The 26,482-nt window shown below is 34.2% G+C and carries 30 protein-coding genes; 18 read left to right on the top strand and 12 right to left on the bottom strand.

Going from position 1 to position 26,482, the window contains the following annotated elements:
• Nucleotides 1-34 precede the first annotated feature (34 nt).
• Nucleotides 35-727 carry a Crp/Fnr family transcriptional regulator gene (locus ACZDYH_RS13615; protein WP_000013865.1) on the bottom strand — a complete coding sequence of 231 codons (693 nt, stop codon included), beginning with the start codon at nucleotides 725-727 and terminating at the stop codon, nucleotides 35-37.
• Nucleotides 728-1,051: 324 nt separating this feature from the next.
• On the opposite strand from ACZDYH_RS13615, the gene moaA reads away from it, so the two are divergent.
• The 9 genes from moaA (at nucleotide 1,052) to ACZDYH_RS13570 (ending at nucleotide 8,769) form a co-directional block, all read left to right on the top strand.
• Nucleotides 1,052-2,065 carry a GTP 3',8-cyclase MoaA gene (moaA, locus tag ACZDYH_RS13610; RefSeq protein ID WP_086411519.1) on the top strand — a complete coding sequence of 338 codons (1,014 nt, stop codon included), beginning with the start codon at nucleotides 1,052-1,054 and terminating at the stop codon, nucleotides 2,063-2,065.
• A gap of 17 nt (nucleotides 2,066-2,082) precedes the next feature.
• On the top strand, nucleotides 2,083-3,096 hold the full coding sequence (locus ACZDYH_RS13605; protein ID WP_016122392.1) for a molybdopterin-synthase adenylyltransferase MoeB: 1,014 nt from the start codon (nucleotides 2,083-2,085) through the stop codon (nucleotides 3,094-3,096).
• 42 nt (nucleotides 3,097-3,138) lie between these two features.
• On the top strand, nucleotides 3,139-4,428 hold the full coding sequence (locus ACZDYH_RS13600; protein ID WP_290102347.1) for a molybdopterin molybdotransferase MoeA: 1,290 nt from the start codon (nucleotides 3,139-3,141) through the stop codon (nucleotides 4,426-4,428).
• Nucleotides 4,429-4,472: 44 nt separating this feature from the next.
• Nucleotides 4,473-4,943 (top strand): molybdenum cofactor biosynthesis protein MoaE, encoded by a 471-nt coding sequence (locus tag ACZDYH_RS13595; protein ID WP_049107462.1) that lies wholly within the window; start codon nucleotides 4,473-4,475, stop codon nucleotides 4,941-4,943.
• The gene (moaD, locus tag ACZDYH_RS13590) at nucleotides 4,940-5,173 is read left to right on the top strand and encodes a molybdopterin converting factor subunit 1 (protein WP_000573692.1); all 234 of its coding nucleotides are present in this window, start codon (nucleotides 4,940-4,942) and stop codon (nucleotides 5,171-5,173) included. Before ACZDYH_RS13595 ends, moaD begins: the two co-directional genes overlap by 4 nt.
• 80 nt (nucleotides 5,174-5,253) lie before the next feature.
• Complete coding sequence (gene narK / locus ACZDYH_RS13585) at nucleotides 5,254-6,423, top strand: nitrate transporter NarK (RefSeq protein ID WP_044307180.1); 1,170 nt, start codon at nucleotides 5,254-5,256, stop codon at nucleotides 6,421-6,423.
• 313 nt (nucleotides 6,424-6,736) lie between these two features.
• Nucleotides 6,737-6,835: a hypothetical protein gene (locus ACZDYH_RS13580; protein WP_074619245.1), complete on the top strand. Its 99-nt coding sequence runs from the start codon at nucleotides 6,737-6,739 to the stop codon at nucleotides 6,833-6,835.
• 292 nt (nucleotides 6,836-7,127) lie between these two features.
• Nucleotides 7,128-8,045, top strand: coding sequence for an AEC family transporter (locus tag ACZDYH_RS13575; protein ID WP_474886395.1), 918 nt, complete (start codon nucleotides 7,128-7,130; stop codon nucleotides 8,043-8,045).
• Nucleotides 8,046-8,391: 346 nt separating this feature from the next.
• The gene (locus tag ACZDYH_RS13570; protein WP_086385932.1) at nucleotides 8,392-8,769 is read left to right on the top strand and encodes a hypothetical protein; all 378 of its coding nucleotides are present in this window, start codon (nucleotides 8,392-8,394) and stop codon (nucleotides 8,767-8,769) included.
• A 186-nt stretch (nucleotides 8,770-8,955) separates the two neighbouring features.
• On the opposite strand, the gene ACZDYH_RS13565 is transcribed toward ACZDYH_RS13570, so the two are convergent.
• From ACZDYH_RS13565 to ACZDYH_RS13535, 7 genes are all read right to left on the bottom strand, one after another.
• Nucleotides 8,956-9,429 carry a precorrin-2 dehydrogenase gene (locus tag ACZDYH_RS13565; RefSeq protein ID WP_139849470.1) on the bottom strand — a complete coding sequence of 158 codons (474 nt, stop codon included), beginning with the start codon at nucleotides 9,427-9,429 and terminating at the stop codon, nucleotides 8,956-8,958.
• On the bottom strand, nucleotides 9,422-10,132 hold the full coding sequence (locus ACZDYH_RS13560; RefSeq protein WP_139849471.1) for a sirohydrochlorin chelatase: 711 nt from the start codon (nucleotides 10,130-10,132) through the stop codon (nucleotides 9,422-9,424). The genes ACZDYH_RS13565 and ACZDYH_RS13560 overlap by 8 nt, the downstream gene beginning before the upstream one ends.
• Nucleotides 10,129-11,553, bottom strand: coding sequence for a uroporphyrin-III C-methyltransferase (locus tag ACZDYH_RS13555; protein ID WP_001014943.1), 1,425 nt, complete (start codon nucleotides 11,551-11,553; stop codon nucleotides 10,129-10,131). Before ACZDYH_RS13555 ends, ACZDYH_RS13560 begins: the two co-directional genes overlap by 4 nt.
• Nucleotides 11,554-11,611: 58 nt before the next feature.
• Nucleotides 11,612-11,929: a nitrite reductase small subunit NirD gene (gene nirD, locus ACZDYH_RS13550; protein ID WP_000616677.1), complete on the bottom strand. Its 318-nt coding sequence runs from the start codon at nucleotides 11,927-11,929 to the stop codon at nucleotides 11,612-11,614.
• Between the two features lie 15 nt (nucleotides 11,930-11,944).
• A complete protein-coding gene (gene nirB, locus ACZDYH_RS13545) occupies nucleotides 11,945-14,350 on the bottom strand; it encodes an NADPH-nitrite reductase large subunit (protein ID WP_290102348.1) in 2,406 nt (801 codons plus the stop codon).
• Between the two features lie 208 nt (nucleotides 14,351-14,558).
• Nucleotides 14,559-15,266: an iron-sulfur cluster repair di-iron protein gene (ric, locus tag ACZDYH_RS13540; protein ID WP_000401361.1), complete on the bottom strand. Its 708-nt coding sequence runs from the start codon at nucleotides 15,264-15,266 to the stop codon at nucleotides 14,559-14,561.
• Between the two features lie 202 nt (nucleotides 15,267-15,468).
• Nucleotides 15,469-16,332 carry an excalibur calcium-binding domain-containing protein gene (locus tag ACZDYH_RS13535; RefSeq protein ID WP_000025810.1) on the bottom strand — a complete coding sequence of 288 codons (864 nt, stop codon included), beginning with the start codon at nucleotides 16,330-16,332 and terminating at the stop codon, nucleotides 15,469-15,471.
• A gap of 208 nt (nucleotides 16,333-16,540) precedes the next feature.
• Here ACZDYH_RS13535 and exsG point away from each other — a divergent pair, with 208 nt between their 5' ends.
• Together exsG and ACZDYH_RS13525 are read left to right on the top strand one after the other, a co-directional pair.
• The gene (exsG, locus tag ACZDYH_RS13530) at nucleotides 16,541-16,693 is read left to right on the top strand and encodes an exosporium protein ExsG (RefSeq protein ID WP_000395679.1); all 153 of its coding nucleotides are present in this window, start codon (nucleotides 16,541-16,543) and stop codon (nucleotides 16,691-16,693) included.
• Nucleotides 16,694-16,911: 218 nt separating this feature from the next.
• The gene (locus ACZDYH_RS13525; protein ID WP_000824207.1) at nucleotides 16,912-17,121 is read left to right on the top strand and encodes a hypothetical protein; all 210 of its coding nucleotides are present in this window, start codon (nucleotides 16,912-16,914) and stop codon (nucleotides 17,119-17,121) included.
• 96 nt (nucleotides 17,122-17,217) lie between these two features.
• On the opposite strand, the gene ACZDYH_RS13520 is transcribed toward ACZDYH_RS13525, so the two are convergent.
• Nucleotides 17,218-18,057: an arylamine N-acetyltransferase family protein gene (locus ACZDYH_RS13520; RefSeq protein ID WP_000988427.1), complete on the bottom strand. Its 840-nt coding sequence runs from the start codon at nucleotides 18,055-18,057 to the stop codon at nucleotides 17,218-17,220.
• Between the two features lie 553 nt (nucleotides 18,058-18,610).
• Between ACZDYH_RS13520 and ACZDYH_RS13515 the strand changes: the two genes are divergently transcribed.
• Nucleotides 18,611-20,212: an esterase/lipase family protein gene (locus tag ACZDYH_RS13515; RefSeq protein WP_139849474.1), complete on the top strand. Its 1,602-nt coding sequence runs from the start codon at nucleotides 18,611-18,613 to the stop codon at nucleotides 20,210-20,212.
• A gap of 155 nt (nucleotides 20,213-20,367) precedes the next feature.
• On the opposite strand, the gene ACZDYH_RS13510 is transcribed toward ACZDYH_RS13515, so the two are convergent.
• A complete protein-coding gene (locus ACZDYH_RS13510; RefSeq protein ID WP_006929626.1) occupies nucleotides 20,368-20,916 on the bottom strand; it encodes a hypothetical protein in 549 nt (182 codons plus the stop codon).
• A 610-nt stretch (nucleotides 20,917-21,526) separates the two neighbouring features.
• On the opposite strand from ACZDYH_RS13510, the gene ACZDYH_RS13505 reads away from it, so the two are divergent.
• From ACZDYH_RS13505 to ACZDYH_RS13490, 4 genes are all read left to right on the top strand, one after another.
• Nucleotides 21,527-21,802, top strand: coding sequence for a stage V sporulation protein S (locus tag ACZDYH_RS13505; RefSeq protein ID WP_000427801.1), 276 nt, complete (start codon nucleotides 21,527-21,529; stop codon nucleotides 21,800-21,802).
• A 309-nt stretch (nucleotides 21,803-22,111) separates the two neighbouring features.
• Nucleotides 22,112-22,399, top strand: a complete 288-nt coding sequence (locus tag ACZDYH_RS13500; RefSeq protein ID WP_002025705.1) for a nucleoside triphosphate pyrophosphohydrolase family protein — start codon at nucleotides 22,112-22,114, stop codon at nucleotides 22,397-22,399.
• Between the two features lie 58 nt (nucleotides 22,400-22,457).
• Entirely contained in the window at nucleotides 22,458-22,652 is a 195-nt protein-coding gene (locus ACZDYH_RS13495; protein ID WP_474886394.1) for a hypothetical protein, read from the top strand.
• 216 nt (nucleotides 22,653-22,868) lie between these two features.
• Entirely contained in the window at nucleotides 22,869-23,090 is a 222-nt protein-coding gene (locus tag ACZDYH_RS13490) for a hypothetical protein (protein ID WP_080339949.1), read from the top strand.
• A 453-nt stretch (nucleotides 23,091-23,543) separates the two neighbouring features.
• Here ACZDYH_RS13490 and ACZDYH_RS13485 read toward each other — a convergent pair whose 3' ends face one another.
• A complete protein-coding gene (locus ACZDYH_RS13485) occupies nucleotides 23,544-23,891 on the bottom strand; it encodes a YolD-like family protein (protein WP_000456182.1) in 348 nt (115 codons plus the stop codon).
• Nucleotides 23,892-24,079: 188 nt separating this feature from the next.
• On the opposite strand from ACZDYH_RS13485, the gene ACZDYH_RS13480 reads away from it, so the two are divergent.
• Nucleotides 24,080-25,153 carry a response regulator aspartate phosphatase gene (locus tag ACZDYH_RS13480; protein ID WP_000109855.1) on the top strand — a complete coding sequence of 358 codons (1,074 nt, stop codon included), beginning with the start codon at nucleotides 24,080-24,082 and terminating at the stop codon, nucleotides 25,151-25,153.
• Nucleotides 25,150-25,275, top strand: a complete 126-nt coding sequence (locus ACZDYH_RS13475; protein WP_000709201.1) for an aspartate phosphatase — start codon at nucleotides 25,150-25,152, stop codon at nucleotides 25,273-25,275. The genes ACZDYH_RS13480 and ACZDYH_RS13475 overlap by 4 nt, the downstream gene beginning before the upstream one ends.
• A 296-nt stretch (nucleotides 25,276-25,571) precedes the next feature.
• Here the strand turns inward: ACZDYH_RS13475 and ACZDYH_RS13470 are convergent, their stop codons facing one another.
• Complete coding sequence (locus ACZDYH_RS13470) at nucleotides 25,572-26,399, bottom strand: hypothetical protein (protein ID WP_025709741.1); 828 nt, start codon at nucleotides 26,397-26,399, stop codon at nucleotides 25,572-25,574.
• Nucleotides 26,400-26,482: the final 83 nt, after the last annotated feature.

Here is a 26,482-nt window from a genome sequence, read left to right as displayed (position 1 = left end):
TAAATTGAAAAAAGATTAGCATCTAAATAAGATGCTAATCAATGCTACAAACAGAAGCAGAGCAATCTTCACAAGCAATTTCACATTTTAAAAATTGTAAATCGTGGATTGTAATCTTTCCTTTATGAATTGAAATTGTACCTTGCTTTTTTAATTCATTTAACATTCGATTTACACTTTCACGTGAAGTTGCACAGAAATTAGCAAGTTCTTGATTTGTTAATGGTAAATCGATGAGAATCCCATTTTCTTTTAATATACCGTAACTATTTGTCATTCGTATAAGGGTAGAATACAGGGCACCTTTTTTGCCGTGTAATACTAAATCTCGGAACTTCGTTTGCATTCTTCTTAAATGTTCACTAATCCATTTCATAAATTCAAATACGAGTGCAGGTTTTTGGAGTAATGCTTTTTCTAACGCTTCACGCTTTATAACGCCTACTTCCACATCCTCAAGACATTTTGAATTTAATAAGTATTTTGCATTGTCCGTGAACAATGTTAATTCTCCAATAATGTCATATTCTGAACAAATTCGAAGTGTTAATTCTTGTCCGTCAGCACTTAGTTTACTAATTTGTACTTTTCCTGAGTGGATGATATAGAGCTCTGTTGCCTCCATACCTTCTTGAAAAATAAAACTACCTTTTTTTATCTGCATTTTATATTCAACAGATGCAAGTAATTCTTTTAAATCTTGAGATAATGTCATACTGTTTGCCACAGTGATCACCTTTCTTCTTATAAGCAATACATTTCCTATTTTGAGTGTAAATATGATGAAAATGCAAGAGCTATTTTAAAAATAAATTGAAATTTCAATGACCGTAAGGGGAAGAGATTTTCAGTTTTTAGTTTGAAAAATTCAATAGACAAAGTAGATGAGATTAAAGATGTGAACAAAATTCGAACGGATTTGTGAAAAAATTTTGAATGGGGAAAGTAATGTGAGAAAAGTCACATTGAATATGTAGCTTCTTTTTTATAATAAAGGCAAATAAAAAAATGAAAGCTTACTAAGGATTGCAGCAGAAAAGAAGGGATATAGATGCACGAGAACATAAAAGATTCTTTAAAGCGGCCACTTCAAGATTTACGTATTTCAGTTATTGATCGTTGTAATTTTAGGTGTACATACTGTATGCCTGCAGAAGTGTTCGGACCTGATTACGCTTTTTTAAAGGAAGAGCTTTTATTAACGTTCGATGAAATAGAAAGGTTAGCGAGATTATTTATAAGTATGGGAGTTAATAAAATTAGGCTTACTGGCGGTGAACCTTTATTGCGTAAAGACTTATCGACGTTAATTGCAAGACTTACAAATCTAGAAGGCTTACAAGATATTGGACTCACAACAAACGGAATTCATTTAGCAAAACAAGCTAAGGCGCTAAAAGACGCAGGATTAAAGCGAGTAAATATTAGTTTAGATGCAATAGAGGATCATGTCTTCCAAAAAATTAATGGAAGAAATATAAGTACGAAACCTGTATTGAAAGGAGTTCAAGCAGCGAAGGCAGCTGGATTAGAAGTAAAGGTAAATATGGTCGTAAAAAAAGGGATGAATGATAGTCAAATTCTTCCTATGGCTCAGTATTTTAAAGAACAAGAAATACAGTTACGTTTCATTGAGTTTATGGATGTAGGCAGTACGAACGGATGGAACTTTGAACAAGTCGTTACGAAGGAACAATTAATAGAAAAAATTAATCGTGTATATCCAATTGAACTTGTTAAACCTCGTTACTTTGGAGAAGTTGCGAAATTGTATCGATATGTAGGAAGCGATGCCGAAGTTGGATTTATTACTTCAGTCTCTGATTCATTCTGTTCTTTTTGTACGAGAGCCCGTATTTCGGCAGACGGCAAGTTTTATACATGCTTATTTGGAGAAAAAGGAACGGATTTGCGAACGCTTCTTAGAGAAAATATTTCGGATGCCTCACTACTAAAAATTCTCCAACATACATGGCGATATAGAACAGATCGATATTCAGATGAAAGAACGGTGGAAAGTACAAATAAACGTCAAAAAGTTGAAATGTCGTATATTGGCGGGTAGTGAAAGGAGGATTCCTTATGCAAGAGCGATATTCAAGGCAAGTGTTGTTTTCTAGAATTGGTGAAATGGGACAAAGAAAAATAAGAAAGAAACATGTGCTCCTAATCGGTGCGGGTGCACTAGGAGCTGCGAATGCGGAAGCACTCGTTAGGATGGGAATTGGGAAATTGACAATTGCCGATCGTGACTATGTCGAATGGAGTAATTTACAGCGGCAACAGTTATATACAGAAGAAGATGCAAAACAATGCAAACCAAAAGCAATTGCAGCGGCAGAACATGTAAGAAAGATTAATTCTGAGGTGGAAATTGTACCAGTTGTAACGGATGTCACAATGAAAGAAATGGAAGAGTTAACGAAAGAAGTGGATCTCATATTAGATGCGACTGACAATTTTGATACGCGTCTACTTATAAATGATATTTCACAAAAAGAAAATATACCTTGGGTATACGGTGGATGCATTGGAAGTTACGGTGTAACGTACACAATTCTTCCAGGAAAAACACCATGTTTTCGATGCTTAATGGATCAACCTATGGGCGGTGCAACATGTGATACAGCGGGAGTTATTCAGCCAGCTGTACAGGTGGTTGTTGCTCACCAAGTGACAGAAGCAATGAAAATATTGGTGGATGATTTCGAGGCGCTAAGAGGAACAATGTTATCATTTGATATTTGGAACAATCAATTTCTCTCATTAAAAGTAAATAAACAGAAAAAAAGTACATGTCCATCTTGCGGAAATACACGTACGTATCCAAGTTTAACATTTGAAGCGCAGATGAAAACGGAAGTATTATGCGGACGGAATACAGTCCAAATCCGTCCAGGAATAAAGAGAGTTCTAAATTTAAACGAAATCAAAAAAAGATTACAAAAAATTGTACATGTCCAAAAAACGCCGTACTTACTAGCATTTCTAATTGATGAATATCGTTTCGTTTTATTTACAGACGGTAGGGCATTTATTCATGGGACAAATGATGTGAAAATAGCAAAACGATTGTACGCAAAATATATAGGCTGAATAGAAAGTGAGTTTCACTTTCCAAAAACGAGGTGAAAAAGAATGGTATTAAAACGTAATCCAATTCCAGTGGCAGAAGCAGTTGCACGAGTAATGGAATATGCTTATCAGGGTGAAATAGAAGAGGTTTCTCTTATAGAAAGCTACGGTAGAACGCTTGGAAAAGATGTTATTGCAGATCATGATGTCCCGCATTTTGATCGCTCTCCGTACGACGGGTTTGCGATTCGAGCAGAAGATACGAAAGAAGCAAGTAGTAGTAACCCTATTCAGTTTGAAGTGATTGGTGAAATTGGAGCAGGGGTTGTTTTTACAGAAGAAGTGAAAGCATTTCAAGCTGTCCGTATTATGACAGGAGCCGCAATTCCGAGAGGGTGTAATGCGGTTGTTATGTTAGAACTAACGGAAGGATTTGAAGAAAACGAAAAGATTTATATGGTATTAAAACGTTCTTTCTCTTCTGGCGATAACATTTCTTTTAAAGGAGAAGATGTAAACCAAAATAGCATTCTTGTGAAAAAAGGGACTGTTATTAATCCTGGAGTAGCAGCGCTTCTTGCTACGTTTGGTTATAGTTCCGTACATGTTATAAAACAGCCGGTTATTGGAATTGTAACGACAGGAAGCGAACTGCTTGAAGTACATGAACAATTAAAGCCAGGGAAGATTCGAAATAGTAACTCTTATATGATTGCTGCTCAAATTGAACGAGCCGGCGGAGTTGTACAGTATTATGGGCAATTCGCTGACGATTTAGAGACGTGTTATAACACTGTAAAAAAAGCGATGAAAGAAGTCGATATTTTAATTACAACTGGTGGCGTTTCAGTAGGGGACTATGATTATTTACCGGCTATTTATGAGAAATTACAAGCAAATGTACTTTTCAACAAAATAGCGATGCGACCAGGAAGTGTGACAACTGTAGCTGAGGTAGAAGGAAAATTACTATTTGGTCTATCTGGTAATCCTTCTGCTTGTTATGTCGGTTGTGAATTATATGTTAGACCAGTGATTGGAAAATACTTGCATAGGGAAGATTCGCACATATATCGTGCAGAGGCAATTTTACAAAAAGACTTTCCGAAAGCAAACCCATTTACTCGTTTTGTAAGAGGGCGAGTAGAAATTATAGATGGTCAATTACAAGTTACACCAGTTGGTTTAGATAAATCTAGCGCAATTTCTTCACTTGCAGAAGCGAATGCATTTATCGTTTTACCAGGGGGAACGAGAGGATTTGAAGCTGGAATTACTGTTTCGGTACTGTTATTAGAATCAAACAACGGAAGTGAGTGGCCGTGGGAAGAACCGCTTCGATCATACAAGTAATAGAAAAAGGGATTGCTAACTTATATAAGGATCAGAGGTGCAAGATGACATATACGTATTATGAAGTAATTGATACACCTATTTCAATTGAGGAAGTTACAAACAAAGTAATTCGTCGTGAGTGTGGCGCAGTTACTACTTTCGTTGGTACTGTTAGAGAATTTACAAAAGGGCGTCGTACACTTTGTTTAGAGTATGTAGCTTATAAGACAATGGCGGAGAAACAGCTTGAGAGAATTAGCATTGAAGTAGGAGAGAAGTGGCCGGGGACATATGTCGCTATTACACATCGCATTGGTACATTACAAATTTCTGATCTTGCTGTCGTTGTCGCTGTGTCTACACCACATCGGAAAGCGGCCTATGAGGCGAATGAATATATTATGGAGCGCATAAAACAAATTGTTCCTATTTGGAAAAAAGAGTTTTGGGAAGATGGAGAGTGGTGGATAGGTGATCAGTTAGAGAAAACAGCATATGGTAATGGCGAGCCTGGAAAGGAGATGAGAATATGATTGAAGTACTATTATTTGCACATTTGCAAGAAGGAGCAAGTAAGCCGGCTTTGCATATAGACTATGAAAATATTACAGTTGCGGAATTAAAGGAAGTCCTCACTAAGAAATACAACATAGCAATTTCAAACGAGATTATGGTCGCGATAAATGAAGAATACGCAAATGAGGATGACATCATCCAAATTGGTGATGTCGTAGCAATGATTCCGCCAGTAAGTGGTGGTTGATTCTTTTCAGCCTAATGATGTTAGGACGTGATTGGGCTGGAGAGAATGAATTTAACTATGCATACATAGGAGGGAACAGGATGAAAAGTCCTAATTTTCAATTAAGTTTACAAACTTCTAATCTAATTATCGGTTTTATGGTATGGGTCATTTTATCATCATTAATGCCTTATATTAAAGCGGATATTCCATTAACTGCGGGACAAATTTCTATGGTCACAGCAGTACCTGTTATTTTAGGCTCTATTCTTCGCATTCCAATTGGTTATTGGACAAATCGTTTCGGAGCAAGAAAATTATTCTATATTAGTTTTATTCTATTATTATTTCCTGTTTTTTATATTAGTGTTGCCAATTCTATGATGGATTTAATTATTGGTGGATTATTTGTAGGAATCGGTGGTGCTGTATTCTCTGTAGGAGTAACTTCTTTACCAAAATACTTTCCGAAAGAGAGTCACGGTTTTGTAAATGGTATTTACGGTGTCGGTAACGCCGGAACAGCAATTACTTCGTTTTTAGCACCTGTCATTGCAACTTCAGTTGGCTGGAGAACGACAGTACAATGTTATTTAGTTTTACTTGCAGCGTTTGCACTTATGAACTTTTTATTAGGTGATCGTAAAGAGAAAAAAGTGAATACACCACTAATGGAACAAATAAAAGGTGTATATAAAAATGAGAAACTTTGGTTTTTATGTATCTTTTACTTTTTAACTTTCGGATCATTTGTCGCATTTACCGTATACTTACCAAACTTTCTAGTATCTCATTTCGGATTAGAGAAAGTAGATGCTGGTATGCGGACAGCCGGATTCATCGTACTCGCAACAATTATGCGTCCGATTGGTGGGTGGCTCGGTGATAAGTTTAATCCATTTAAAATATTAATCTTTGTATTTATCGGTTTAACACTATCAGGTATTATTTTATCATTTATGCCTAGTATGAACGTGTATACATTTGGTTGCTTACTAGTCGCATTTTGTGCAGGGATTGGTAATGGTACAATCTTCAAACTCGTTCCAATGTATTTCTCAGAACAAGCTGGTATTGTAAATGGTCTCGTATCAGCTTTAGGTGGACTAGGAGGATTCTTCCCACCGCTAATTTTAACATTACTATTCCAATTAACAGGTCATTATGCAATTGGATTTATGGCGCTATCAGAAGTCGCACTTGCTTGTTTAATCATTACAGTATGGATGTATAGCCAAGAGAAATTGTTAGTGATGTTAAAGAATCATTAATAAGGAAAAAGAACCATCCCAAAGTATATTGGGATGGTTCTTTTAGTAATAGGCTTCAACATGTTTTTATTGATATCTCAACAAACGCTCGTTTTCTAAAAGAATGTGCTTTTAAAATGAAAAACAGAAGGTTTATGGAATTTTATTTTAAAATATAGAAGTCAAAAGTTATTCAATTAAAGGGTAGATTAGTGAAGGAAATCTTAAATCTATTCTAAAGATCGAACTCATTTTTAGAATGCAAATATTTAATTGAATCGGGATGTTTAGATGAAAAAAATATAAGTCCACTCAAGATAAACAAGTATCAGGTGTGTTAGGTAGTTTAAGCGACAAGTATGGGATTGATGTAAGTATTCTTCGCATAGTAACTGCAGTATCAGATTTTTGTAGGGCCAAATTTTTTTGGTAAGGCTAACGGATATTGTGAAAAAAGTACTACACTAAAGAATACAGTTTAGTTCGATAAGATAAAATTATGAATTTGTATAAATAATCCATAATTTTCTTTATGAGTTATATTTGATATGTTAAAGAAAAGAGAGGAGAGGGGAATGAAATAAGAATTTTTGATGAGCATTTTCATATTATTGATTTCAGTTTTCTGATTATTGAGAACTAATGGTGTTTTCCGATGAATGAAATGTGTCCATATTTAGTAAAGCGTTTAATCCAACTAAAATATATTTAGAATGAGGTTTTACATGTTTGTATTTATTATATTAGACGTAATATTACCGATATTAATATTGATGCTAATTGGTGCAATCTTACAAAGAAAGTTCCAATTTAACTTAAAGCAGCTTTCTACACTTATTACGTATTGCTTAATGCCAGCGGCGGTATTTGTGAATATATATGATATTCGTATAGAAACAGGTTTGTTGCTCCAGATAATATACTATTTAATGCTTTATAGTCTGAGTCTGATCATAGTAAGTCATTTCATTTCAAAAATATTGAAGTTAGAAAAAGGAGAAAGTGCAGCTCTAAAAAATAGCATTTCGTTAATGAATTCCGGTAATTATGGGTTACCAGTAAGTCAATTGATTTTCGGTCACAATCCAGTGGGGGTTTCCATTCAAATTTTTATTGTTATTTTCCAGAATCTTTTAACTTATTCATATGGGATATATAACTTACTATCAGCAACAAAAACAATCGGAGGTATTATTCGATCATTTCTAAGACTGCCTGTATTTCATGCGCTCGTATTAGGGGTTCTCTTTCAATCTTTTAAAATTCAAATACCTAATTCTATCTTGCTACCTCTTAATCAGCTTGCGAATGGTTTTGTTGCAATAGCACTCATATTGCTAGGGGCACAATTATCTAACATTAAACTTAATTTTTTCCATCGAGTCATAACATGGGCTTTAATTGGAAGATTACTGATGGGACCATTATTAGCACTTGCCGTAATATACATACTAAACATCGATGGTATTGTTGCACAATCGTTATTTATTGCAAGTTCTTTTCCTACTTCAAGAAATACATCAACCATTGCTATGGAATATCAAATAGAGCCTGAATTACATGCACAAATCGTTTTATTTTCAACACTTTTCAGTATTATTACAGTAACTGTTGTTATTTATTTGTCATATATTTTGTTTTGAATATACGTGCAAAAACGAATAGATTTGAGGCGGTAAATGATGGACGGAAACCCCATCGATATGAGAAGAAAACAGTCTATGATATATGGGGGGCGTTTACAATTGTACCGTGTCTGATAATCAAGTGGCTTAATTCAAAAAAAGGAAACTCGTTACGGGTTATTTCGTATGAAAATCTTTAAAGCATCTACATATAGACTTGCGAAAAAAGACACAATTTCGCTTATAATTGACGTTACATGAGCTTAGTTTGATAGCGGTGGGGTGGGAGCATCAAGTAAGAGTTTTTTCTTTATTGATTTTATGCGGTTTTTCCGCAAAATTGTAACTAAGGGGGGATTCCAAGTTGAGTAAACAGAATATCAGCACAACAGTTTCAGGAGATATAATTGTTACCCATCTAGTTGGCAATATAAAAACAGATGATGTGTATGAATGGTTTAATGGTTTTGAGCAGGTTTGTCAACAATTCATTTCTGAAGGGCGGAAATACAAATTGTTGGTGGATAGAAAAGGATACACGCCAAATCATTTTTCTGTTCAAAAAGTATGGAAAGAGAAGTTCTTCAATGAAATCATTTTGAATAACAGTAAGGCAATTGCATTTCTCCTTGAAGAGGGGCAGATAATGGATTATTTACAACAATCTAACACGAAAGAATCTGTGAGATTTTTTGATGATTATGAACAAGCGCTAATTTGGTTGAATGAATATCCAATATAAAACCTGTATTGAAGCCGTTGCTCTCAAGCAACTGCTTTTTTGTCCGTAATTGTTGCCGTTATTTTTCTTCACAGATTCTTGTCCAATTGTTTGTCTGATCCTAAAAAACGAAACTAAAGCAAAAAGAACAAACGCCTCTAAAAAACGTTTGTTCACAGTTAATTCCTATTTTAGCTAAGTGATAGATTACATTTTATGAGTACGAGAAAGTCTTTTTATAAGTTTAGGAAGGACAGAAGTTAATTCCTGTTTCATACGCTTCGTAAACGATGGGGCCTTACCTGAAGTCGAAATAGTGACAACATATTCATCATTTCGAATGACACCAGGTGTGTGAAACGATGATGCTGTACCATCACTTACAACGTTAACCCACTGGAAATCATGAGCGGCCTGTTTGACCATCATATTTACAGCATGTTGATTTGTAGCTGCATAAATTAGATGAGCATCTTTAATATCATCATTACTAAAAGTTTTTTGCTTCCAAGTAATATAAGAAAGTTCCTTCATTTCCTCGCAAATTTCTGGGCTGACAACAGTGACGAAAGCGCCTGTATCTTTTAATCCAGACGCTTTTCGATATGCAATTTTACCTCCACCAATGATAATGACAACTTTATTTTGTAGATTAAACATAAGAGGGTACATGTTATACATATATGCATTCCTCCATTCGTTCTAATAATGTTAGTTTCATATATGTATCAAACTGAAGACAGTTACAGGGCGTAACATGATTATATTTTTTTGTATGCAATTTAATTTTTTGAAGTAATAATCCGGTAAAGAGAAGGTACGGCATGACATATACATGGGACGCAGTCGATGTTATAGCCTTGAGCTCAGCAGCAAAAGAGGGAGTTCCTTTCGTTAAAAAGGAACAGGATACTGGCATACCAAGTTTTCGTTCGACAGCTGCTCCGATTTGTTGTAATTCATGTATCGGTTGTGGATCACTACTGCCTCGCCCTACGAGTAAAATACTACTATTTTGCATTGGCATAGCTTCACGTATTCTTTTCACTACAAGTTCCACCATATGTGGATGTGTACTAAAAGGAGGTACAACTGAAAATGTTATTTGTGGATATTTCTTTTGTAGTTGTTCTATTTCAAAAGGAATATCACGTTTATAGTGAGCTGCTGCAAATAATAAAACAGGTACAATCATTATTTCAGTTACTCCCTCTATTATCGTTTCTGTAACTGCATCCGAAATAGTAGGTGTCGTTAGTTCTAGAAAAGCTATTTTTTGAATTCTTTCGTTTCGCTCTTTCATAACAGATTGAATAAATTGAATGAATTGTTCATTACCTTCTTGTAGCTGGCTCCCATGTCCAACATATACAATTCCTTTCATTGTCTCACCATGTCTTTCTTCATAAGAGTTTCTTGTAATTGATGATCTACGTTATGAAACCCAACTTTATTTGCATAGTGTAAAGTTGGAACGTCGGTATACGAGAATGGGAGAGTAAGAATATTGATAAAGCCAAGGCGTTTTATTTCTGCTAGAAACGTATCAATAGAAGCACGACCTTCAAATACAATGCTATCCCATGAGAATTCAGAAAGAATACGTGAATGAATTTCATCGAAGCGATGATCAATTGTGTACTCATGAGTCATCATATAGGAACCAGCACCAATTTTTTCTTGAATAACAGCAATTCGGTTAATGTTTCGTCCTAAATAAATCGTTGAATTCGAAGAAAATTGCGCAGGTTTACTGAACAATCCATATTGCATGAGCTTTTCTTGAATAGAAAGGTTCATATACTGAAGTTCTGCCTGTAAGGAACGAATATCTTTATGATATTTACTGCATGATTGCATTAAGATGTCTACACTGTCAGCGGAACAAAATACAAGACGATCAACGTTAAAAATCTTATTGATTTGTTCAGAGGTTAATGTGTATTCTTTCTTTTTGAAAGTTGGAATTTGATATATTTCTGCACCGGACTCTTGTAACTTTTGCTTTATTGCGCTTTTTTTATTTGTTGCAGCTGCAAATAAAACTTTCTTGCCGTGCAATGGTTTACGTTCTTTCCAAGAGATTTGATTCCGCAAAGTAACAACATCACCAACAATTGTCATAGAAGGATTAGAAATATTTTCGTTTTTGACAATAGAAACAATGGTAGACAGTGTCCCAGTGACAACGCGCTGTTTACCAGTTGTACCCCATTCAATGACTGCTACTGGCGTATCTTCTTTTTTTCCTGCTTGTAGTAAGTTTTTACAAATTATAGGTAAGTTTTTTATACCCATGTAGTAGGCAATCGTGTCGCTATTGTGAGATGAATTATATTTTCCATGATCGGTTAAGGGACCTTTTGCATGTCCGGTTAATAAAGTGACACTATTACTGTAGTCACGGTGAGTGAGGGGAATACCTGCATAGCTACTAGCGGCGATGCTAGATGTAATGCCTGGTACAATTTCATATGGAATATTTGCTGCTGCTAAAGTTTCTGCTTCTTCACCAACACGGCCAAAAATAGATGGATCTCCGCCTTTTAATCGGACAACAATTTTGCCCTCTTTCGCAAATTGAAGAAGGTGTGCGTTAATTATTTCTTGTCGCATAATATGATTCTTTGGCATTTTTCCGCAATACATAAGTTCACATGTTTGTTTTGTATAGCTAAGAAAGAAAGGGTTTAGTAAACGGTCATATAAAACAATATCTGCACGTTTTAAACACTCTATCGCTTTTTTTGTAATAAGCCCTTCATCACCTGGTCCTGCACCAACTAAATATACATATCCGTTCATAATTGCACCTCATCAATTTTTATTTAAAAGGAAGCCAGAGGAGGCTTCCTTTCGAAAATTACATGTATAAATAAATGTCACCGTCAATAACTTCTACTTCGTATGTTTGAATACAGCCGTCATCAGGTTTTTGAACTTCACCTGTTAGTAGTGAGATTTTCCAATCATGCAGTGGACAAAAGACGAATTCTCCAGACACAATCCCTTCTGCTAACGGTCCGTTTTTATGAGGACAACGATTTTCTACAGCTCGAATATCGCCATTTGAAAGGCGGAATAGGGCGATAGACATACCTTTCATTTGCACTTCTTTACCGATTTGAATAGCAAGATCTTCCGCACGCATAACTTTTATTTTTTCTTTCGTTTGTATCATTTAGATCACAGCTCCTTATTTCACAGTTTCTACTTCATACATCGCTTTTAATGATTTCGTTTCTAGTGCTTGTCCCCATGCTTCCGTATATGTTCTACGAGCTGTTTGGAAACGTTCATTTAACGTAGTAACCATACTTGCATCTTGTAGTATTTCTTTTATATGATCGAAGCCTAAACGTTCTGTCCAGTAGGCGGTACGCTCTCCGTAAATACCAGTTTCACGATAATATTGCATGTAAGCTGCAGCGATGCGAAGGACATCATCTTCAGTAGGGACAATCATTACAAAATCAGCTTCACGTACTTCTGTACCACCATTTCCGCCAATATAAAGTTGATATCCATTTTCGACACAAACAACGCCAAAATCTTTCGTCAGTACTTCCGCACAGTTACGCGGACAACCGGTTACACCCATTTTCATTTTATGAGGTGTATCTACCATTTCTAATGATTGTTCAAGCAACATACCAAGTCCTAATGAATCTTTCGTACCGAAACGGCAAAAACGAGAGCCAACACATGATTTTACATTACGAAGAGACTTTGAATACGCATATCCAGAAGTCATATGTAAGTCAGCCCATACGTTAGGTAAATCTTGTTTCTTAACACCGTATAAGCCAATTCGGCTTGCACCGGTAATTTTCACAAGTGGAACATCATACTTCTTCGCAACTTCAGCAATTTTCATTAAATCATCAGCTGTTGTAACGCCTCCGTACATACGTGGAATAACAGAGAATGTACCATCGTGCTGGATGTTACCATTCATTCTTTCATTAACGAAACGGGACGATTTATCATCTTCATATTCTTCTGGAATCGCCATACGTAAATAGTAGTTTAAAGCAGGGCGGCATTTCGAACAGCCGTCTTCATGTGCAAAACCAAGAACATTTCGTACTTCTTTTGGAGATTTTAAGCCTTTCTCGTGAATGGCCGCTACGACTTCATCACGGGATAAAGGTGTACATCCACACATACCGGCAGATTGCGCTGAGGCATCAAAAGCATCTCCAAGTGTATGAGATAAAACTTGTTCCACAAGTGGACGACATTTACCACAAGAACCTGCGGCTTTCGTACAGCTTTTAACTTCTTCAAAAGTCGTTAACTCTTGTTCTAAAATGGCGTGAACGATTGTACCTTTCGTAACACCATTACATCCGCAAATCGTGTCATCCGCACTCATAGTAGCAACGTCAAGTTCACATTCTTCACCAGCTTTGTGAAGAATGGAAGCTGGTGTATATTCTTGTATATCTTCTTCTTTCTTTAACATGCTAAAGAGGCGTGTACCGTCAGCTGTATCACCGTATAAAACGATACCGACGACTTTATTATCACGAATTAATACTTTTTTATAGGAACGTTTACATTCATTAAAGATGGATATTGCTTTCGTTTGATCATCTTCATAAATTTGGCCAGCAGAGAATAAATCACAACCAGCAACTTTTAATTGTGTACCGACGATACTGCCCGAATATCCATCAGTTTGTAAATTTGTTATATGTTTTGCTAATATCGCACCTTGTTCATAAAGAGGAGCAACAAGTCCATATGCGATACCGTCATGCTCTGCACATTCTCCAACTGCATAAATGGACTCATCATTTGTTAGCATATAGTCATTGACTACAATACCGCGATTTACAATTAGACCAGCATCTTTTGCTATTTGCGTATTTGGGCGTATTCCGACAGCCATTACGATTAAATCACAATCTACAACTTCACCGTCTTCAAATTGAATGCCCTCAACATGGTCTGTACCAAGAATTTTTACAGTTTTCTTTTCCATTAAAAACTTCATGCCTTGTGCTTCTAAATCTTCACGCAGAAGAGCAGCTGCTTTCGTATCTAGTTGTTGCTCCATTAAGCTAGGCATTAAATGAACAACATGTACGTCCATTCCTAAATCAATTAGGCCTCTTGCGGCTTCTAAACCGAGTAACCCGCCACCAATGACAACGGCCTTTTTCTTTTCTTTAGCGGTATCTATCATAAATTGTGTATCTTCAATAGTTCGAAATCCTGTTACACCAGAAAGTGCGGAACCTTCAACAGGTAAAATAAAAGCACTAGAACCTGTTGCGATAATGAGCTTGTCGTATGTAAGAGTACGCTTCTTTTCTGTAATAATAATTTTTTCTTCTCGGTTAATACTTTGAACTCTTTCATCCGTATACAAAGTTATTTCGTTTTCTTCATACCAACTGTATTCATTCATAATGATATCTTGCATATTTGTTTTGCCTTGTAAAACATGAGAGAGCATAATGCGGTTGTAGTTTGGATGCGGTTCATCTCCAAAAATAGTAATCTCATATGAATCACTATCATGTTTTAAGATTTCTTCCATACAGCGAATGCCAGCCATACCATTTCCGATCATAACTAAACGTTTTTTCATTTTCGTTTCCCCTTTTTATGTGAAATATTGAACAAAGGATTATATTTTTATTATAGAAAATCAAATAAGGGGGAGATGTGATATTTATCACATTTTTATAATGATTCACAAATTGTTAAAATTCGGTTTTATGTGAAGGGGATGTGAATATTTTTCGCGAAACGAAAAAGCAGGCCATAAGTATTTACACTCATGTCCTGCACTTGATTTATGCTTTCGTAATGGCACGCGGAAATAAAATATTATTTTCTAAATGAATATGCTCAAATAAATCAGACTCTAGCGCTTCGAGGCGTTGGTAAACAAGTCGATAAGTACCGCAAGCACCTTCTGGAGGAGTAAAGTCATTTGTCACTTTACGAAGTTCTTTTATAATATTTCCAGCATGATTGTGCTCATTTTCTAGTTCATTTACTACTTTACGTAACTTAGCATAGTTTTCATTAGTTGGATTTTGTTCAAATTCTAAAATTAATGGAAAATCTTCCATTTCTTCTTTAATTAAATGCTGTTCTAATTCCATTTTAAGTTCATGAAATAGCTTATGAATTTGAGCTAAATGAGGCTGACTTGCCCCATGAACACGTAATACTTTTGTCACATATGGACTTAACTGTGGTAATTCTTCATTTAAATAGCGGTGATGCTTATTTATAACATAATCAATCAATTCACGATAAGAAGCATTTTTCCAATCAATTTCCGATTCATTTAATCGTTTCGTATTATGATAAAGCGTATTTAACTCTGTAAGCACTTCAGTAGCTGATAAATTTCTTTCATGAATTGCATCAATAAGTGGCTTATTACCGCCACAACAAAAATCTATTCTATATGATTTAAAAAGATCACTAGCTTTCGGAAATTGTGTAACAATCTCACCAACAATTGAAGTTTCAGTAAATGTATGTTCCATATGAATGCCTCCATAAAGTTTTAATGTAATATCTGAATTAAGAATAGCGATAAATTAAAATCTATGTAGTGATTGAAATCACTTATTCTGTGTCGTTTTTGAGAATAATAAGAAGAATGTTATTAAAATAAGGGGGAAAGTAATAAGTGGTAATATTTTACGTTAATAAAAAAGAAGCTTAGTAAAAGCTTCTTTTTTATTACTATTTTTCACATGCAATTCCATCGCCATCACGATCAAGATGAGAGCTATAACCTGGTTGCCCTTTATGTAAAGGAGCTTTCCCAGCTGCTCTAACTGCAGCACAATTTTTGTAGTATGCACTATCAGTATTACCATTAGCTGGTTGTGTTTGAGCTTGCTGTGCTTTTTGTTCTTCTTGTTGTTTACGAGCTTGTTCATCAGCCTGACGTTTTTGTTCTTCTTGTTGTTTACGAGCTTGTTCATCAGCCTGACGTTTTTGTTCTTCTTGTTGTTTACGAGCTTGTTCATCAGCCTGACGTTTTTGTTCTTCTTGTTGTTTGCGAGCTTGTTCATCAGCCTGACGTTTTTCATCCTCTTGCTTACGAGCTTGTTCTTCGGCTAGACGCTTCTCATCTTCTTGCTTTTGAGTTTTTTCGTCCGCCTCTTTCTTTTCTAGCTCTTTTTTCTGTTCGCTATCTTTTGGCTCTTCATTATTAGAGGCAACTTTTGTACTAGTTGCTGTCGTTTTTTCAGAAGAAGGAGCTGAAATACCTAATAACGCAACAAAAATGACAAATAATACAGCTGTAATAATAAATTGTTTTTTCGCTACACCTGTTTTCTTAATAACAGATAAGATTGCTAGAACAAGGAAGAATATAAATAGAATGAAACTTAAAGTAGAAAAAAACTCGACGACGGGGTGTTCCGATTTTGTTGTACCGGCCGTTATTAATATAATAGAAATCATAAAAAGAATAACGGTAGGACGTCCATATTGTTTTGCTTTTCCATTTTTCTTAAAGAATGAAATGATACATAAGATTAAAAGAATAAAAGCAATAAAAAATAAAGCTGCACCAATATTACTTAAAATCGACATTTTCATACCTCCATTTGTAAGATTCTTCTTATTGATTATATAGGAATTTATTGGATATTACACGTTTTGTATAAATTTAGAAAATTAATATTTTTAATAGACTCATAAACATTTATTTTATATATAAGGAAAAATGGATATATTTCCTATTACTTTTTGAAAGAGATTTCATAAATTATAGTATATCGATTGAAAGGAGGAGATTTGAATGGAATTTCAATTGTTGGTAACTTGTATATTACAAGAAGGTAATGCTTACTTTTTAGTAACGAAGGTAGATGATGTTATTACGTTAAAAGTACCGATTACTGCGGGAGTAGCAGGTTTATTTTTAGCTTTAGGTGTACCAAGATGTTCTTAATTTAAATCTCTATAGTAGAAGAGGAAGGGACATGCCTTCCTTTCCTACTATTACATAATATAATTATGTAAACTTAAATATCATATTTGTGATAGCACGTTTGAAATGGACATGCATATACTATAATGTTTCATTGGATGTTAGCGGTGAAAGGTAGTTTTAATAAGTGCATCCAGTGATATTTTTAAGCTATGAAAATAAAAGAGGTGCTATTATATATGAAAAGAAAAACATTGGATATTCCAGTTACATTGCGAAGAGAGTGGTTTTTAATAGAGTTAGCTCATTTAACGAAAAAATATGGAATTGAAATTGCAACTAGTAAAATGGATGCTGCACCGTTTTTAAGAGATCAAGTTACGGAGTCAAAGATAGGGAAAGGGCTACAATACGATAAATATGATGATGAGTATATAATTGAAAATTAAAGGGTAACAACAAAATTAAATTAATTTATAACAAAATATAAAATAAAGCAGATTCTAAATATAGAATCTGCTTTATTATGAAATACTTGTAGTCAACTAGCCTCTTTCTAGTGTTTTTCCTACATATTTCTCTTGCGTTATTCCAAAAGAGTCACGAAGAATGCGAGCATAATCTTTAGATTCTATTGGTCGTTTATTTTTGGTGCCTTTAAAGGTTTCTGTATAATTTTTATTTGTTAATGATATGTGACCATAAGTAGTTAATTTACAAGTGATAGCTCCTTTATTAAAAGGAGATTCTTTATGCTCTACAATCACTTTTTGAATCTTATTCACTTTTTTCTCATCTATTGGATCTACAGTGAAAGCATAGCCTATTTTCCATTCGTTTGAAGGTTCAGATTGTAAGAAACTTGTAGATTCCCCGTTAGCTCCTTTTCTCATTTCTAAAATATGCGTACCTTTTCGAGTATTTCGCTTACGAATTCGATATTCTCCTGTTTGAGAGGAGATGACTTCTCCGTTAAAAGGGACTGGATGTAAAGGGAGATGAGATGCAAAACCTGCATCCACAACATAATCTTTATCCTCATGACTTAATATGATAATGACATGACCATCATCGGGTTTCCATTTATTATCGTAAAGGTCATAAACAGTACCGGCTACTTTGTATACTTGAAACCCACAATCAATTAAAAAATAATACAATAGGGAGTTTAATTCATAACAAAGTCCACCTCGTTTTTGAATAAGTAACTTTTCTATTAAGTTATCTTTTGAGATATTTTTAATAGTACCAGCCATAATATCAAGATTTTCATAGGGGAGAATCATTCCCATTTTTAAGAGAATTTCATCTAAATCATCAAATGTTATTTCTTTTGCAGGAATTTCTAAGCGTTTAAAAAACTCCTTTTGTAATTTGGTCATCATAAAGTATTCTCCTTTCTTTTTACAGAATTTTCTTCTGCTCACCGATAGGTTAGTACTTCTAAAAAGTTAATTCAAGTGTGCGGAAATTATCATAATATATGTTTCTGGAAATATGATTTTCTATTCGGAAATTTCAGTTTAATTTTTAATCGTAGGAAAGTCTTATAATACAAGCTCCTTTAAAATTAGTTTGTATTTAATGAAAAGAAAGTACATATCTTTATTATATTTTTAAATAACTAACTAGTAATAAAATGTTTTTTTACTAAAATTTTTTCAAGATTTGTATGCTTTATATAAACAATAATGATTTAAAAAATATCTGGGTGTAGCGAAGTTAACAATTATTGAGAAACTTTTTTGTCGTATTCTATCAAAAGGAAGAGGTAGAAACAAAGAGAATAACGAGAGTTAAGGAAGAGGGTATACAACTAGTAACCTTCTAAAAATAGGGCTAACATCTTTTAAAAATAAAAGATTAGCTATTATTAAGGAAGGGAAAATATAAAATATTATAAAGAACACCTTCTTTCAAAAAAATAGGGGGAGTAATATGCGACTGATGAGAAGATGTGTGGCCTTACTAATTGTATTTTTTATCATGGCTCCAACGATTAGCACAAATGTACAGGCAGAAGTTGTAAAAGAGCTTGGAAAGGGGTTTCCTGATACAGAAGTATTCACACCTGGAGAATGGTTTTTAGGCCAAAAACCTGCTAATTATGATGAGAATAAACCGCCAATTCTCTTTGTACAAGGAAGAAATGGTAATGCTGATAGTTGGTATGGAAAGACAGTATATCATGATATAAATGATATGTATGATTATGCTTTAAAAGCAGGCTATCAAACAGTGTTTATACAATTGTATGATGCAGCGGGGAAAGGTTCGGCTAGTCAGTGGGATAACGGAAAATTGTTGGCACAAAAACTTGAAGAAATATATAATCATTTCGGTAAGAAAGTTAATATTGTAGCGCATAGTAAAGGTGGAATTGATACACAAGCTGCATTAGTTGAATATGGTGCGAATCGATTTGTTGGAAATGTTATTACACTTGCTACACCGCATCATGGCTCAAATTTAGCAGATTTGTCATATAGTTGGTGGGCAGGGTGGCTTGCTTCTATATTAGGTCAAAAAGATGATGGTACGTATTCGTTACAAATAGGTGAAATGGCAAAGTTTCGTTCAATAATAGATAACAACCCAGCAGCTAAATTAAACCGTTACTATACGGCTACTGGGACTAGCTGGGGACCAATATTTTCTGCATTATCTATGGGCGGGTTATATTTATCATCGTACGGTTCAAATGATGGACTAGTAAATGAATGGAGTGCGAAGCTATCGTACGGTACACATTTATTTACAGATTCCAGATTTGATCATGACAATATAAGAAAAGGATCAGCTGTTTTTGCACGAATTGAACCATATTTACGTACGACAAATGTGGGGTTACCAGCTTTAGTAGCATCCAGCACTAGTTCAAATGAAAATCTAGAACAATTAAATACAACTTCAAATCAAAATATTTTAGGAGGCGAATTACCACAAAATCAGTGGATAGAGCAAAGTATTTCTGTTGATAAAAAGGCTGAAGGAATAGTTTCTGTACTAACTGCTTCTTCTGATGTAGAAGTACAAATGGTATCTCCAAAAGGAGAAATCTATGCAAACAAAGATAGCGCTATAACTACTGGTGAAGGCGAATCTTTCTTTAATGGGGCGACAATTAGAACATTTAAGTTTGATAGATTGGAAGTAGGCGAATGGAAAATCAAAATGATGGCGAAGCAGTCGAAAGATGCATATTTAGTTGTAAGCGATTACAATAATAGCGCGCCATTTGTTCTTCAAATGCCTACAAAAGTTAAAGTAAATAAACCTGAGTATAAACTGAAAAAATCACCAGTGGCACCTGAAATGAAAGGGGATCTTTCCATAACAGTAAGAGTCGTTAATAAAGAAGGTAAGTTAGTCTCTGAATTTAATGAATTACAAAATGTTAATACGAATACATTTACAGGTGCTTTGAAAGATATAAAACAACCGGGAGTATATAACGTTACGATGGATATAAAAGGGATGAATAAAGAAGGAAAACCATATAATCGTACGATTGTTAAGTCGGTTTATGTAGAGAAATAAGGAAGAATAAATAAGCATAATATAAAAGTGCAGAAATCTTGTGTTAGAAAGAATTCTGCACTTTTTTTGCGTGATGAAAGATAATAAAAGTCGAAGAAAACTGTTATTCAATAAAAAAAGATGCTGAAATAGCATCTGAATGTAAAGAAATAATATTAACTTAGTTTTGTAACTGTTAATTCAACTGAATTTATACCATTGTCACAAGTTACAATACTTTGACGATTAAAGCCACTATTATTTCTAAGTTGAAGAGTTGAATTAGCTGGCACTGTAACAATCGTTTCGCCAATGAGTTGAAGACATTCGTTATTTGATGAAGTATTCATTTGAATAGCGAAGTCACCTTGACTATTAGCAAGTGGATTGTTATTTAAAAATATAGTTATGACTGGGATATGTGGAAATACAGGATTTAAAGTAGTATTAATACTGGAAATGAACGAAACTCTATAATCACCAGCTTGTCTAAATTGTATAGTAGTAGGGTTTAGTAAGGAAACGCCTCCTGCTAAAGGTCCAACGTGATTAAATGGAAAAGGGTTGCCAAAAGGAACAGTTATAAATTCAGTTTGCCAAAAAGTTCCGTATGCAGGACAGCTTCGTTTATGCGAATGGTCACATGAACATTTTTTATTTGAACTGGAAGAAGATTTACATGAGCATTTTTTATACGAGTTTGAAGAATGATAGTATGAACCCAATATATTACCTCCTATTCTTAATAAATGTAAAACACATAATAGTTTATGAAAATGAATCAAAATTGGCGTGTATGCTTGTACTATAAAAGGAGATAGATGTGGAATATAAAGTGCTCAAATGATGAAATATAGTATTGGGGTATTACCTGTAACACTTTTTGAAGATGATAAGGTTCATGATTTGATAGAAAAATGAATGGGATTTCTAAATGGATTAAAGTAACGAGGAAACGTTTATCCCGCTATTTTCCGAGCAGTAAGACCCCACCTCAAAATTCAGTGAAAGCAAAGAAGTTAGTTGGGGGATGAACAAAACCCCCACTGAGTAAAGTTTCACTTTACTATATTAATTTCGTCTGACAAACAGCAATATTATCTTTTGCTGTATGGATGTTATTGTTTGGTGAAGTTATGATATTTAATCGTATATATATTAGATTATTTAGTTTATTTTTTTATTTGTGTAGCTGGGCAGGAAGAAGTCAGAAAATATAGAATAAATGTACATATGAAGCATCGTTTGTTTTTGGTGTGAATAGTAATTAAAGATACGCTAAAATATTTAAAATTGTAACGAAAGAGAGATTAAATAATAGAAGGAGCAACTTACATGGAAAATATATTAAAGGTATCTTCAAAATCAAGCCCAAATTCAGTCGCGGGTGCAATAGCAGGAGTGCTAAGAACAAGTGGTAATGTGGAAATTCAAGCGATTGGGGCTGGAGCTATAAATCAAGCGATTAAAGCAATTGCGATTGCAAGAGGGTTCGTCGCTCCAAGTGGTATTGACTTAGCCTTCGTACCAGCATTTCAAGAGATTTCTATCAATAATGAAGAAAGAACAGCGATTAAATTAATTGTAGGTCCTAGAAAGAAAAGGTCTTAGTAGAAGAGAGTGTTACTATAAGGGGAAAAGACCAATAGACTTCCCATGTTAGATACGTTATTTTATGTAACCGATCCTTGGGTGTGGACACGGCATTATGCCGGACGCATGTCTGTTAATTTCTCCTTAAATTTAGCGTGTGTTCTAGATACTTAAAAATGCCAAATCCTTTGTGATATAAGGGATTTGGTATTTTTGATGTTTTTAAAAATAAACAACCCTAAAACTGCTCATTTAGAAGATTTAGTTTTAGTAGCGGCCATTGAACGTTTTTATGATAGTTTACCTGATAAATAGAAGAGTTTACCAATGAAAAGTAACTGGGGGATTCAAAAAATGAATCAAACTATTTTAGAGAAAGTCCTAAAATTTCGGGATGATAGGAACTGGAAGCAGTTCCACAATCCTAAAGATTTAGCTATTTCTCTTTCTTTAGAGGCGAGTGAGTTGTTGGAGAATTTTCAGTGGAAAAGCAGTGAGGAAGCTGTAGAAACAAAAAAAGAAGACATGAAAGATGAGTTGGCAGATCAATTGGATATTGACTTAGAAGAGATTATTATAAACAAAATAGAAAAAATAATAAAAAATATCCAGTAGAGAAATCTCGAGACTCTAAAAAGAAATATAATGAAATTTAAAAAAGGTGGAATTAAATATGTTATATCTTTTTACTGCAAGTAATGATAGTGCTATAAAAAATTTGGAAGCTACTATTGAAAAAACATATCCTATTTCTACATGTTTAGCAGATTTAGATGCCGATACAGTAACTAAACTTAAAGATAATGAATTACATGAGAATGTATGTATGTGGGGAGCAACTCCTGGTTCTTCAAATGTTGATAGATAGGAAAAGTTAAAAGAGGGTGACGGGATTTTAGCATATTCTAAAGGGGAATTTAAGTTTTTCGGGACAATTTTTGCTAAGACTCATAACCCAGATGTGGCTAGAAAAATTTAGAAAACAAACGATAATGATGAAACTTGGGAATACATCTATTTTATTAAGGACCTAAAACCTGTAAACATTAAAGCAATCGAATTCGCAGCTTTCTTTGGCTACAAATTGAACCATACACCACAAGGATTTACTAATATTGATTCGGATTTTAGTAAAGTAAAGATTGCAGAAGAAGAGAAATCGGAAAATCGAAAAAAAACTAAAATGGAATCTGGTAGGGAAGTATGGCCTCGTGATCCGAAAAAAGCTAAACAAGCTATTAAACAGGCAGAATTTAAATGTGAAATAGATGACACACATGAAACATTTGTATCGGAAGCCAGCTGAAAAAATTATATGGAGGCCCATCATCTAATACCGTTAAGAATGCAACATGATTTTGAAAATAGTTTAGATGTTGTTGGAAGTATAGTTAGTATATGTCCGAACTGTCATAGGTTGATTCATTATGGAAGAGACAAAGATAAGAAAAAAGTTTTAGAACTTCTCTTTGAATAAAGAAAAGATTCTTTGAAGAAGTTCGGTATTGAGGTATTTCTCAAAGAGCTATTTGGATACTATGAAATTCTAAAATAAGAATATTCATAGCTATAGGGAAGGTAGAATGTTTCATACTTAAACATAGGTATTATTGTGATGGAAATTTAAATTTCGTCTTTTGAAAGTATCAATAATTTGTATTATTTTTATAGGGTTATATATTTTTCTTTTGCTCTGCTGTATAGCAGAGCTCTTTTTTTGTCGTACAAAAGCCACTTCAGTCCTGTCGGGCGGCTTCTTTTAATTTATATTCACCAATTCATCAAACTTAAACTTAGTATTCAAACCAAAAGCATCTGTACAATATATAGTTTTCGTCATCGGTTCAATATGTAATACATTTATGTACATGTCTTGCACCATTCCATCACGATAGTATGAGATATGTATTTCTTCTTCCTCGTGAAAAGATTGCATTAACGCTCTTTCTATTCGTTCCATAGTATCTTGTGTTAAAAAAGGTTTAGGTACTTTATATTGTTCCTCAAACATTCTATGTATTTCCTCGTATTGCTCCGGTATTGAAGCAAACGGATTCCATTTCACCATACCTCTTCCACGTACTACAGGAAAGCCGTTATATTCCATGATGTAATACCTCACTTTTGTTTTTTTAACTCCACTACAAACAAACGTGTGTTCTTTTTTGGTTTGAAAAGGGACCATTTTGTTAACATGAATATTCAAAAATAATTTTTTCAAGTTAGAATATTCAAAAACTTATTTATGCAAACAAGCATGTCATGATAACATTTAACAAAAGGGGGTAGAAGTAGATGAGTGTTGACATTATTTCTAAAGAAGAAATCACAAAATTATTAAACGACTGGTATCAAGCTATGATTTCACAACGTGTATTACAGTCTCAGAAAATAAAAGAAGATATTGCAAATAAAATCAATAATATTAAGGAAGACCAAACAATATTAGTCTACTACGCTTTATTGAATGCACGGTATAAACTGCTAATTCGGGATATGGATAGTACAAAAGATATTCTGGACAAAATCGAGCCTTTACCAGAGTCTACAGAAACATTTTTAGAGTACTATCATCATTTATTTAAAGCAATTTACGCTATTAATAAAGCAAACCATAGTGAAGCAAGAATGCAATTTGAAAAAGCTGAAACGTTTTTAGAGTACATGCATGATGAAATTGAAAAAGCTGAATTTAATTATTGGCTTGCAGTCCATTACTATCACGTATTAAAACCGATCCTAGCAGTTCAATTTGCTACAAAGGCGAATGAAGTATTTTCAATTAGTCCAGGGTATGAATTAAAAACTGCAGCATGCTTAAATACTTTAGGAATGGCACACATTCGACTAAATGAATTCGAAAGTGCAGAGGAATATTTACTTTCAGCACTAGGTACCTTCCAAAAATCTAATGATGAACTTCTTATTAAACGAGTTAAGCATAATTTAGGACTTTTATACGCAAGTCAAAACATGCCAGAGTTAGCAATTAAACACTTAGAGGATTCATTAGAAAATAACGCTAAAACTATGTTTCTTTTAGCAAGAGAACATTTTAAGTTAGGTTATAGTCATATCGCTAATGAATATATTGAGAATGGCTATAAGATTAGCGACTTATGTTATCGTCATCATTTCCGAATTTTAAAAGCAGTACATAACTATGTACCGCAAGAAGAATTAGAAAATGTGGTTATAGAAGGTATTTCGTATTTTGAAAAAGAAGAATTATATGATTGGGTAAAAGAATATGCTTCTCTTTTAGGTGAAATATTCTATGGTTCAGAAAATCATAGAAAAGCAAGCAAGTATTTGCACATCGCTTTAGATGCAGACAAAAAGAGCATAGAAAGAAGGGCGCTAAAATGAAAAAAGCAATCTTATTAATGATGATGTTATCCGCTGTTTTTACTTTTGGTCTTACTAATGCAAAAGACATACCACAAAACGAAGCAATTGAAGTGTTTATGGATCATGGAGAACATATTTAAAACCTAAGGAAGAGGGCGCTTATAGTGTCCTCTTTTTAATATCTATTATTTATATGATGAGGTTGCAGGTACGTCTTTTGGTTATTGTTTGATAAACTTAAGATGTTTCTAAAAATGTGTATACAAAGGTGTATTTTTGTACTGTATATGTTCACGTACTATATAAAAAAGTATGAAAATCTATAAAAATAATTATTTCAATAAAATTTGTTTTAGATATTAAAAAGTGCCGAAACCCTTGTGGTATAAGGGGTTTGGCACTTTTGTGTTTTTTATATTTTATCAAATAAACAACCCTAAAACTGCTCATTCTTCTCCCAAGATTCAACGATATAATGTGCAATCGTCGGATTGAAGCCTTTACCAACTAAAAACATAATCGCAGCAACTTCTGTTAATGCGTGTTCGTGTGATGTATGTTTTGCTTCATTTAAACCGTAATCTACCCATGGTTTTACGAAATCTAGTACAGGTTTCTTGAAAGGTAAAAATTGTGTACCGACAACTTGTTGAATTTGTTGTTGTGTTGGTTCAGTAATTGGTCCAGGTGGTAAGATTTGTGGTTGTGTAATGTCTAGTGTTGGTCCGGGCGGTAAAATTTGTGGTTGTGTTGGATCTATTGTTGGTGGTTTAGGTGGTGAGACACGTGCGTCGTAGTTTGGTTGATACATTTGTTGTTGATATTGCGGTTGTTGCGGCTGAGTTGTGTATGGGTTTTGTGGTGCTACATATGGATTTTGTGGATATTGTTGTTCTTGGTTTTGTGGTGCTACATATGGATTTTGTGGATATTGTTGTTCTTGGTTTTGTGGTGCTACATATGGATTTTGTGGATATTGTTGTTCTTGGTTTTGTGGTATTACATATGGATTTTGAGGATATCGCTGTTCTTGATTTTGTGGTGCTGCATATGGATTTTGAGGATATTCATAATTTGGACGTGTGTCATATGGATTTTGTTGAAATTCAGTTTCTTGGTTTTGCGTTGTTGCATATGGGTTTTCGTCATGTTGTTGCTCTTGCTGTTGTAACTCTTGTTCTTCGTATTGTTCTGTGTATCTCTGTTCTTGTTGTTGAGGATACAATGGTTGCCTTGGATAAGGCGGTTGATTATTATAGAACATGTTTATTCCTCCTTCATGATGATGCCTACCACCTAGTGTATGGGCGGACAAGAAAATATGTGATGAAAAAATGCGGGCGTGTT

It is taken from the genome of Bacillus sp. EB V-12, assembly GCF_056158125.1.
This window is presented reverse-complemented; position numbering and strand designations above follow the sequence as displayed.